The organism is Archangium lipolyticum (genome assembly GCF_024623785.1).
GTDB classification, from domain to species: Bacteria; Myxococcota; Myxococcia; order Myxococcales; family Myxococcaceae; genus Archangium; species Archangium lipolyticum.
Map to the genome: position 1 here is coordinate 472,044 of NZ_JANKBZ010000006.1, position 10,312 is coordinate 482,355.

The 10,312-nt window shown below is 67.3% G+C and carries 6 protein-coding genes and 1 pseudogene; 3 read left to right on the plus strand and 4 right to left on the minus strand.

Annotated elements, in window-relative coordinates; all coding sequences use genetic code 11:
• Window positions 1-12 precede the first annotated feature (12 nt).
• Window positions 13-1,233: an ankyrin repeat domain-containing protein gene (locus tag NR810_RS16935; protein WP_257453647.1), complete on the plus strand. Its 1,221-nt coding sequence runs from the start codon at window positions 13-15 to the stop codon at window positions 1,231-1,233.
• 84 nt (window positions 1,234-1,317) lie between these two features.
• Here NR810_RS16935 and NR810_RS16940 read toward each other — a convergent pair whose 3' ends face one another.
• From NR810_RS16940 to NR810_RS16955, 4 genes and pseudogenes are all read right to left on the minus strand, one after another.
• Window positions 1,318-2,469 (minus strand): hypothetical protein, encoded by a 1,152-nt coding sequence (locus tag NR810_RS16940; RefSeq protein ID WP_257453648.1) that lies wholly within the window; start codon window positions 2,467-2,469, stop codon window positions 1,318-1,320.
• 105 nt (window positions 2,470-2,574) lie between these two features.
• Window positions 2,575-4,050: a glycoside hydrolase family 5 protein gene (locus tag NR810_RS16945; protein ID WP_257453649.1), complete on the minus strand. Its 1,476-nt coding sequence runs from the start codon at window positions 4,048-4,050 to the stop codon at window positions 2,575-2,577.
• A 504-nt stretch (window positions 4,051-4,554) separates the two neighbouring features.
• Window positions 4,555-5,775, minus strand: a pseudogene (locus NR810_RS16950) (tyrosine-type recombinase/integrase).
• Window positions 5,772-5,996, minus strand: a complete 225-nt coding sequence (locus NR810_RS16955) for a helix-turn-helix domain-containing protein (RefSeq protein ID WP_071905296.1) — start codon at window positions 5,994-5,996, stop codon at window positions 5,772-5,774. Before NR810_RS16955 ends, NR810_RS16950 begins: the two are co-directional and overlap by 4 nt.
• A 1,053-nt stretch (window positions 5,997-7,049) precedes the next feature.
• Between NR810_RS16955 and NR810_RS16960 the strand changes: the two genes are divergently transcribed.
• A complete protein-coding gene (locus NR810_RS16960) occupies window positions 7,050-9,173 on the plus strand; it encodes a serine/threonine protein kinase (protein ID WP_257453650.1) in 2,124 nt (707 codons plus the stop codon).
• 34 nt (window positions 9,174-9,207) lie between these two features.
• Window positions 9,208-10,161 carry a DUF2381 family protein gene (locus tag NR810_RS16965; protein WP_257453651.1) on the plus strand — a complete coding sequence of 318 codons (954 nt, stop codon included), beginning with the start codon at window positions 9,208-9,210 and terminating at the stop codon, window positions 10,159-10,161.
• Window positions 10,162-10,312: the final 151 nt, after the last annotated feature.

Below are 10,312 nucleotides of genomic sequence, written 5' to 3' on the forward strand. Positions count from 1 at the left end.
GGGAGCACCTTCATGTCAGGCAAGAAGGCATCGAAGCTGAACTCGGACCTGGTCGCGGCCATCGAAGGCACGGACGCCGAGGCGGTGGCGAAGCTGCTGGCCGCCGGCGCCGATCCCAACTCCCGCAGCAGTGATGACGCGCCGGTTCTGCTGCTGGCGGCCTCCGAGGAGGAACTCGAGCTCGTGGAGCTGCTGCTCGGCGCGGGCGCGGAGGTCGATGCGGTCGACGCGCTCGGGATGTCGCCTCTGATGTATGCCGTCCTGTCTGGGAACGTCGAGGTGGCGGAGCGGCTGATTGCCAGCGGCGCCGACGTCAACCATCAGTGCGACGACGACCTGGGCAACACCGTGCTGACGCTGGCGCTGGACAAGAACGAGCTCCCGGACGAGCCCTCCGCGGCCATGGTGGAGAAGCTCCTCCGCGCGGGGGCGAATCCGAACACCCCCAACGCGGCCGGCTGGCCTCCGCTCCACCGCGCGGCCAGCTTTCCGGACCTCTCCCTCATCGAGCAGCTGCTCGCGGCCGGAGCGGACGTCAAGACGCCGAGGTCGAGCGGGTATTACACCATCGACACCGCGCATGCCCATGGCCAGCACGAGGTGGTGAAGCGCCTGCTCGCGGCCGGAAGTCCCTCGCTGGAGGAGACGGCGACCGCGCGGATGACGGAGGTCTGGACGCGCATCGAGGCGTGGTACGCGGAGCACTGCGCGCCGTACGCCGAGGCCTCGCGGAAGGCCCAGCGCGCGGCACCGGAGGAGCTCGCCGCCCTGGAGCAGGCCCTCGGAACCGGGCTGCCCCCGGACCTCCGTGCCTTCCTGCTGCGCTTCGGAGGTGGTGGAGCGCATCCGCCCGGGGACGCAGGCGTCTTCGAATACTCCGGCATGAGCGTGGACCTCATCCTGTCGCAGTGGAAGGGGCTGGCGGAGCTCCGGAAGCAAGGCGCCTTCGAGAAGGCCACGCCTCACGAGCTGCCCGAGTCGGACCAGGCCCTGCAGTGGACATGGTGGCACCCCGGCTGGGTTCCCTTCGCCCGCGACAGCGGGGGCAACCTGTACTGTGTGGACCTGGCGCCCGGCCCCGAGGGAACCCGTGGGCAGGTGTTCAAGTGGGAGAGCCACGACGGGCCCCTCCCGCCCATCCGGGAATCACTCCAGGATTTCTTCGAGGGGTACCTGGAACAGCTCGAGGAGGGGAGGTTCACCTTCGACGGTGAAACCCTGTTCCGCGACTGAGACCCCGTAACGGCCTCCCGCGCCTCCTCCCATTGTTCCATGGGTAGCGTTGCCGCACACTCCGCCGCCAGCCGGACTGTCTCTTCAGCGGCGTTTCGTCGTGCGAAGCGGGCGCGGTCGCCTCCACAGCACCCAGGGGCCCAGGAGCATCGGGAGCATCGGGAGCATCGCGAAGCCTCCCGTGGCCGAGCACCCCAGGTCCGTTGTCCAGGGGCCCGCCGCCTCATCGCCATCCGGCGTCTCCCCCGGGCCGCCTGTTCCGTCCACCGTGAGCGTGGCCGGCAGGAAGTCCGGATGGGACGCTCGCAGCATGGCCTTTCCACTGGCTCCGCTCGGGCGGAAGTACACCCGGCGCTCCGTGGTCCTCGCGGGAAGGCGCACCGACTCCACCGAATCCTTGCAACCTCTGTCCGTGTGGAAGCTCCCGCTCCCCGCCGGCACGCCGAGCGTCACGGGCACCTCGTACGGCGCGGGCGCGAGCGCATCCCCGGAGGAGGCCCTCAGCGACACCTCCACCGCGATGCAGCCGGACCTCGCCTCCTCCGGCAGCCGCAGCTCCAGGTGGCTGGCCATGGGCGCGGCACTCACCCGCACATCATCCACGTCGATGGAGCCGACGAAGCTCCCGGTGTCCGTCCACGGCTCGCCCACCCGGAGCTGTTCCAACTGGTAGTCCGCGTCCTGCCAGTCCATCCCCGAGAGGGAGGCGACCTCGACGCCGTCCAGCCAGAGCCAGGCCTGTCCAGCAGGGCTTCCCAGCCCTCGGGCACCGAACTCGACCAGGTACCAGCGGTCTTCCCGCACCGGCTCCGTTGTCGGCGTCCGCCGGCTGACGTACTGCCGGCCCGAGCCGTTCCTCACGGCCAGCTCCCAGACGGGGTCCTGCCGGGCGATGCGCAGCTCCACCTGCACCGGCAGGGCCTGGACGAGCACCACATCCCCAGACGTGCTGACCGAGCGAAGGCGCAGCCACGTCCGGAAGAAGAACGACGACGTCAGGGAGGGCCGTGCCACATCGGCGCTCGCCTGGAAGGCCGTGGTGCTGGAGCGATCGGTCAGCAGCAGTCCATACAGCCCCCGGTGCGCGGCGGCCACGTCGCTGGCGAGGCTGTTGGGGCTGCTGATGGGAGTCTCATCCCAGCGGCCCGGGGGGGAATCCGACGAGCGCAGGGTTCCCGTCTCGAAGTCATCCGAGAACCAGTCGGCGGCGGCGCTCGGCACCGGCACCAGGAGCATGAAGCCCCCCAGTACGGTGCCCAGCACCTTCCGTGTAGCCCTTCCCGTGAGCATCCTGGCGAAGTGTAGCAGCATGGTTCACGGCAAGGGCGTGCGCGGGAGCGCCTAGCGGAGTACCGTGAGGTCCACGCGGTCCGCGGTGATGACGTAGCCGGACGAGCTGGCGTTCTTGCGGCCGGAGACGGTGACCTTGAGGGTGTGGGAGCCCGCGCTCAGCACGGGGCTGGTCCACAGCAGCTTCTGCTCCTGGCGGGTGGCGGAGTAGAAGTCCACGTCCACCGCCGTGCCATTGTCCACCGACACCGAGGCGATGCCGTGGTGCGAGGCCACCGAGCCATACAGCCTGGCCTGCGTGCCGGAGAAGCGCACCACATAGGAGGAGCCCGTGGTGCTCGAGTAGTGGTCATCGCTCTGGAACTTGCCGGTGCCGGTGCCCGCCTCCCAGGTGCCGGTGTACTCGAACTGCTCCTGGCCCGTGCCCACCACGCTGTCATTGAGCTGCACCGTGTCTCCCGTGGGGGGCGGCGGCACCGACGCCAGCGGATAGTCGCGGATCATCGGGAGCATCGGATCGTTCGGCCCGAAGTTGAGCTCGCAGCCGGTGACGTTCGTCGCCTGCCACGTCCACACGAAGACGCCCGCCGCGCCGCCCGCCAGGTACTGCTGGAACTTCTGGCGCATGGCGTCCCGGCGCTGGGTGCGGTTGGTCCGGCAGCCGCTGTCGGCGGCGTTGATGCCCGTCTCGCCGACGATGAGCGGCTTGTTCAGCGCGTTCATCGCGTTGATGGCGGGCGCGAAGTGCGGCGAGACGATGGTGTTGCCGTTGTTGTAGTCGTAGTCGTACTCGTGGAGGCTGCCCACGTCCACGTTCGGCACGTCGTGGATGAACTGGAAGCCAGCCTGTCCCCCATACGCCCACGGCGCCCACGAGCCCGAGCTGATCAGGTGGTTCGGATCGATCTGCTTGATGGTCGTGCTGACGTCGTTGAAGAAGGCCTTCAGCGTGGTGTTGTCGGTGTCACCCGGCTCGTTGATGAGCTCCCACATGCCCACGGCCGGTGAGTTCGCGAAGCGGGTCACCACTTGCTTCACCCACGGCACGTAGTTGGTCTTGTACCCGCTGGAGTACCAGGAGCTCTGCTTGCCGCTGCCGTCCGAGCCGTTGTAGCCGTCCCATTCGCCGCAGTAGCTGCGCCCGTCGGCCAGCGTGAGGATCAGCTTCTGGTTGTACTTCTCGGCCGCCGCCACCACCCGCTCGAGGTTGGCCATGCCCTGGGGCTTGAACGCCCAGGCGCGGGTGAGGCCGTTGGCCCGCAGCCCGGCGAAGAACGCGTCCAGCTGCGCGTCGTTGGGCGCCGCGCCACAGCCCGTCAGCGGGAAGGCGTTCACGCCCACCATCTGGTACGGCGCGCCGTTCAGGTACAGCTGCTTGCCCTGGCGGTAGAGGAAGTTGGCCGGAGCCAGCGAGCCCGTTTCGGTGAGAAGGCCCTCCTCGCTCTCCTCCAGGGGTGCGTTGCACGCGGCCAGGAGGAACAGCACGAGGAGTCCACGGAGTCGATGAAGGAAGGGGGAGGGATGCATGCGTTGCTCTCGGATGAGGAAGGGGACCTCGCGGTCTTGCGCAGGCCCAGAGCAACGGCAGTGCCATCCTGGCGCTCCAGGAATTTCGATGATTTGCGGTGTTTCCTGTCCAGGTCCTGTCCTCTCCACAGGACAGGACCTGTTCACTCGAGTGGACAGGTCGGTCCAAGCCCCTCAGAACCGCGCGGCCAGTCCTCCGAGGAAGCCGCCTCGGGGCGTGGTGCCCACCCCGGGCATCAAGTGGAGGCCCGCGAGGGGCTGTGCCCAGCTCGCTCGCCTCCGCCAGCAGCGTGGCGAGGTTGTCCCTCACCGCCGCATACAACACGGTTCCCTCCGGCCGCCTCCTCCGGTACTCCTACCCATACGTCCCCACCAGCCCCTCCCCAGCTACACCTCGCCAGGGCACACGCTACCGCCAGGCTCCCACAAGACTCCGCCAGGCCCGCTCTGGGAGTGCCAGGCGGCGGGTTCGATTCCCGCCGCCTCCACTTTTTTACGCCGTGCTTACGGGTGGTTGGCAGCTTCCTCCATCCGTGTTGCACGTATGTCGCACGCGGGCGCAGACGGCCGGTCGAGAACCCCGACCGCCTCTCTGCGCGTGTCCGGGCTCAGGTGGGCGTAACGCTCCGTCATGTCGATGGTCGCGTGCCCCATCAGCTCCTTGATGACCGTCAGCGGTATCCCCCTCATGGCGAGGTGGCTGCCGTAGGTGTGCCGCAGGTCGTGCCAACCGATGCGGCCCTGCTCGCGCGTGATGCCCGCCCGCTGGAGGGCCCGGCGCAGCGGCAGCTTGAGCAGCCCGTCAGTAAGCGGCCGACCGTCCTCCTGACAGAACACGTAAGGACCGCGCAGGTGCCGATGTCCCTTGAGTGCGTCCACTGCCGAGCCGGGCAGTTCCACGGTTCGCTCGCGTCCACCCTTGGGCAAGCCCGAGACCCCGCGCCAGATGGTACGGCGGACGTGCAGCTTGCCGCGCTGGAAGTCCACGTCGCCCTACTGGAGCCCGATCAACTCCCCTTGCCGCAGCCCCGCCTTGAGCGCCACCAGAAGCAGCGCTCGCCATTGCGGCTCGGCGGCGTTGCTCAGGCGCTCGGCCTCCTCGAAGGTGAGGAAATCAAAGGGTGGCTTCGGCAGCTTGGCGAAGAGCCTCACGCGCGGGGCCTGCTCGATGACCCGCTGTTCTTCCGCGACCGCCAGCAGCTTGCTCAGCACCGTCAACACGTTGTTGATGGTTTTGAGGCTCAGCGGCTTCGGCTCCTCGCCGCTGCGCTTGCGGAGAGCTGCCCGCGTGGGGGCTTCCTTCCGGGCGCGCGCTGCCGACTTCTTCTTGCGCATGACAGCCTTGAAATCCTCTATCTCCGCCGGGCCAATGGCAGCCAGCGCCATTTCACCGAAAAACGGCAGGATGTGAGCCTCTAGGATTTGGCTCTTGCTGACGACGCTGGAGTGCTTGTTGTTGTTCTCGCTGTAGGTCAGGAAGCGCGGGGCAAACTCCGCCAACGTCATAGGGCGCTCCCCGTCGTTGTTCTCCTTTCCGAAGGTTCCATTGAGGAGGGAGGCGCGCAATTCGCGCTCGTACTGCTCGGCCCCCCGGCGCGTCTGCACAGGCGAGAACTTCACGACTCGCTGTCGCCGTCCGTCCGGGTGGTGGAACATGAAGTCCACTTGCCAAGCCTCCTCGACCTTCCCTGCTTTGTTCTGCCACTTCCGCAATCTGACGCTCATTTCCGACTCCCGAGCGCAGAATCACGGCCCTTACCAGCTGTCCACTCTAGCAGGGCAGCGCGGCGGATGCGGAGGGTTTTTCCGATGCGAGCGACGCCGGGAACCTGCTCAAGCCGAATCGCTTCGTAGAGGGTTTTCCTGTTCACGCGCAGTATTTCGGCGGCTTCCTCCACCGTGAGAAACGCGGGCGCGGCATCCGCAGCAACGGGGGGCGTGCTCATGGCTGGCTCCCCTCCTGCACTGGCGTTGCTCTCCACGTTGGGGAAGGGGCCGCAATTCCGCGCCGCTGATGCATGGACGCGCGAGATTCCCGCCGATCCTCAACGCTGGCCCGTTGGCAAGTGGCCACAGGCGCCGCCTGGAGTGACCACAGGCGCCGCCTGGAGTGACTACCGGCGTTCTTCCCGGCGTCCTCACCTGTCAGCCAGCAACGGCGCACGACTGCGCCACAAACGGAGGGTTTCCCCTCCAGGGATTCGATCTTGTTCATCACCTACCCGCCCTAAACGACACGCCCAACAGCCCAAGAAATACCCAGGCCAGCAGTGACACAGCGCAAAGCCGCGTGTCCAGGCCACGAACAAAGCGCGAGGGGTGAGTGGCAAGAGTGCAGCCGGGCAACCAAGGGCCGCACAAGCGAGCGAATGGAGCACGGCCCGCATCGAACGCGACCACGAAGCGCGCGGCGAATGGGGCCATCCGGCCTGCCTGGATGCTCGCCACGAGGCGTGCGTCGACGTGGCCTCCTGTCCGGCCCGTCTGGACGTTCCAAAAGCACAGCGCGCATCCAGACGGGCAGGCAAGGGAGGCGGGAGCGACAGCGTGGCCACCACCGGGCCCACCAGAGCCACCACTCAGAGCCACCACGCGCCACCAGTGGGACCACCAACGCCACTACTCAGAGCCACCAGCGGCGCCACCACCGAGGCCACCACGTGCCACCACCGGGCCCCGGCTACTCATAGGACCGGCCCTGTAATGACGGGCCATGCCGAACCGTCGCGCGTGAGTGCACAACAGGCCCGCGCCTTGCTGGGTCCTGCAAGGGCACACGCCGCGCGCCAGCGGACGGAAATAACACACACATGTAGGAAACAAATCTGTACTGATTTCCCCGATTCGGGCCTGAACGCGCAATTCGTGCAATATTTGTTTCCGACTTGTTTGGAGCGGTCGCGAGCTTTGGAGGGGTCCACCTGCCGCCCCGGTCCCGCCGGGAGAGCCGCATCCTTGCGGTCATGGTACGCTCCCCCATCTACGAGGTGAGGTAGAGCGTGGGACTGACACTCAGGCACCCGGACATCGGCGAGATGATCGGGGACTACAAGGTCGTGGGGTTCTTGGGCGCGGGGGGCCTCGGCATCGTCTACAAGGTCGAGCGCGGGGGCCGCTTCTTCGCGTTGAAGCTCCTTCTAATCCCCAAGCTGGACGGGCGGGGCAAGCGTGAGATTGGCATTCTCATTCACCTGGAGAACCCCGGCGTCGTCCGCTACGTGGGTTCGGATTTCTGGCCGGACCCGGTTATCGGCCATCCCTATATCGTGATGGAATACGTGCCGGGGGACACGCTTTGGACGTTTGCCTACAAGCGAAACCCGTCGGCTCGGAAGGCGACGCGCATCATCCTGGACGCGGCATTGACGCTCGGGGAGGTACACGCGGCGGGTGTGTTTCATCGCGATGTGAAGCCGGAGAACATCGTCATTCGGGAAGGGAACGAGCGCCCGATCCTGATTGATTTCGGGATTGGTTCTCTTGCCAGTGCCCCGACTCTCACCGGCTCGCAGCTCCCGCCCGGGACAGAGGAATTCCGCTCTCCCGAGCAGATACGCTTTCAGCGCGCCAACCCGGACGGCACGGGTCAATACGAGTATGGGCCCACCGATGAGATGTGGGCATTGGGCGTGACTTATTACTGGCTGCTGGCGGATGCGCTGCCCTTTGGCGAGCGCACGGATGAAGGGGGCCTGGACGGGCTGCGCGAGCGTATCTTGACTCAGCGGCCCGAAGCGCCGCACGTGGTCAACCCCCGCGTGCCGCTGGCCGCCTCGCTGCTGTGCATGAAGATGCTCGCGGAGCGGCCAGAGGACCGCTTCCCGTTGGTTGCGACACTGTGCGCGGCTCTGAATGACTCCCTGTCCAACGCGGAGAACGACGCCACCTGGGAGCCGCCGCTCGTGGATCCGCTTGATCCGCAGACGACCACGACGCTCGATGACCCGGCAAAGCAGGAGCCAAACGAACAGCGGCGCATGTTTCTAAAGCTGGTGAAGCGGCGCCCCCGGCGCGGGCAGCCCTCGCCGAACGTGGCACCCGTGCTCTTCGTGCCTGCTGCGGTAGCAGGCCCCCGGCCCCCGGCCGCAGCCGCGAACCAGGACAAGCTCCCCATGGTGGACGCGCCGCGCGTGGACCCGGCCCCGGTGGAGCACGAGCCGCCCGTAATGAGCGCCCCGGTGCCGCCAGCACGCGAACTCGAGCCTGCCGCAGGTCCACCCCCTCAACGCGCAGCGTGGCATCTCGGGGTCGTTGGGGCCGTGCTGACGGGGGTGGCCGTCGTTGCCCTGTCCGTTGGCACGGACTTGTGGGGGCCTGGCTCTTCGAGCCGCACCAGCGAGGCACGGTTGGAGCTGCCGCTACCGCCTACGTCCCCCAGCTCAACCGACGCAGGCGTGCGCGGTCGTGAAGTGGCGCCCAATGCAAAGCCGCTGGAATCTCTCCCTGGAGGAGACGCGGCACCCGTTGGGGCTCAACTTCCCGCGTCTACCGCTAACGACATGCTTCGCACGCCCGCTCAGACGCCCAAGAACGAAACGCCGAAAACGCAGACGCAAGGTGCAGGGTTCCGCTTGCCGGTGAAGCCCGCAGCCGTGGCGGTCTGTGCGCTGCTCGACGGGGGATGCACCGCGCCCGCTTCCCAGGTGCGCACCGAGCCCCCCACGATTACGTGCCCCCAAGATTGGAGGGAAACCCACGAGAGGTTCGGCGTTACTGGCAGTGCCCTGACAGCCCTGACAGCCACCGTGAAAGGGTACAAGGCGGAGCCCGGAGAGGCTGCCAGGGTGAAGGATGGCCCCGCTACCCTCTTCGTGGGAAAGGTCGGTGGCTTTGGATTCGGTAGAGTGGGCAATCTGCCTGCCGGGACCCTGCTACTTGGACAGTGGCAGCTCGGCGACGACCGCCTTTTCGGCACCTTCACCGAAGCAAAGGTTCCGGGCGAGGGGACTCTCCCCGTGTGTTTGGTTGCTGGCCTGGACATCGTCACGGGCTACATGGACGAGCACGGCAAATTGTTTGATTGTCCCCCTGGAGTGGGCGTCTGCCTCACTCCCGGAAGCACGCCCGGCAACGCCAAGACACCCACGCGCGTTGTTCTCGAAGTGCCTGTCGGGCAGCCCTGATTTTATTACCTTGCCCTTTGGAGGTTGAGTTTCCGTGCTGCCCCCCTCTCCCGGTGCCGTCCTGCTGGCCGCCCTGCTCGCTGGTGCTGCGCAAGCCGCAGAACCGCCCCCCGTCCCCCGCTGCGCAGCAACGGCGCGTTTTGACTTGGCCGCAGGCTCCCCGGAGGTGGCTCCCAACGTGTGCGCTAGCGCGGACGAGACGATGACCTTCGTCTTTGATTCCCATGTCGCCGTGGGGGCGGTGGAGTTTCAGCCAGGAGGCCGCCTCGCGGATTGGGCACTCGGGCAAGAGGGGCTGAGCCTCCACGTCATGCCCAAGGGGGATTATCTGCCAGGGGAGCGGGTAAAGGTGACGGTGCGCTTCGCGGATGGCGCGGCACCGGCGAGCGCGAGCTTTTGGCTCGTGGGCCATGCGGTAAAGGGGACGCGCCGGGTGTATGTGTTCCGGCAGCCGCGCCCGCCCGACGTGCTCAAGAAAGAGCGTGACGAGGCACAGGCCGAAGCGCGCCAGTGCCAGGAGGACAAAGCGCGGCTTCTAGCCGAGCGTGAGGAACCGGGCGGGCTCATGGGGGCCGCGTGGCTGGAGCGGGCCGGGGTCGTGGCGTTCAACCGGATTGGCCCGTATCTGAGGGAGCACCCAGCCAACGTGCTCGGGCTGGATGCTGCCTGGAGTTACAGCTACACGCCCACGGGCGAGACCCACCCGGCAAGCGTGGCTGTGAGGCTGAGCCTCTCTAACCCCGGTGCTGAGGCCTGGACGCTGGCGGGGGCGGCGCTGGTGGACTCGACGGGGGAAGAGGCGGAACTTGCCCGGTGGCAAGAGGCACCCATCCCAGCGAAAGGTGCCGGTGCCGTCGTGGTGGGCATCGAGGGGGAGCGCGCGCAGTTCGGCTGCCCCTGTACCCTCAAGCTGTGGGAAGCGGCCGGGCTGCGCACCGTCACCCTTGGGAACGTCACCTTCCCAGAGGGCAAAGCCAGGGGGCAGTGAGCGAGCCCGGCCATGTGTCCTCAGTGTGCGTGCGCCGTGAAGGTGCACTTGACCAGCGGGTGGAAGTCCCGCCCGAGGAGGAAGTCGACCCCCTCGGTAGCTATCTGGCGGGGACGAGGGGTGACCCTCGGACTCGAAGCCCAGAGACAGA

Coding starts and splice junctions, on each gene's coding strand:
- NR810_RS16945 (WP_257453649.1), bottom strand. CDS start 4,050: ATGCATCCCTCCCCCTTCCTTCATCGACTCCGTGGACTCCTCGTGCTG.
- NR810_RS16935 (WP_257453647.1), top strand. CDS start 13: ATGTCAGGCAAGAAGGCATCGAAGCTGAACTCGGACCTGGTCGCGGCC.
- NR810_RS16940 (WP_257453648.1), bottom strand. CDS start 2,469: ATGCTCCTGGTGCCGGTGCCGAGCGCCGCCGCCGACTGGTTCTCGGAT.
- NR810_RS16955 (WP_071905296.1), bottom strand. CDS start 5,996: ATGAGCACGCCCCCCGTTGCTGCGGATGCCGCGCCCGCGTTTCTCACG.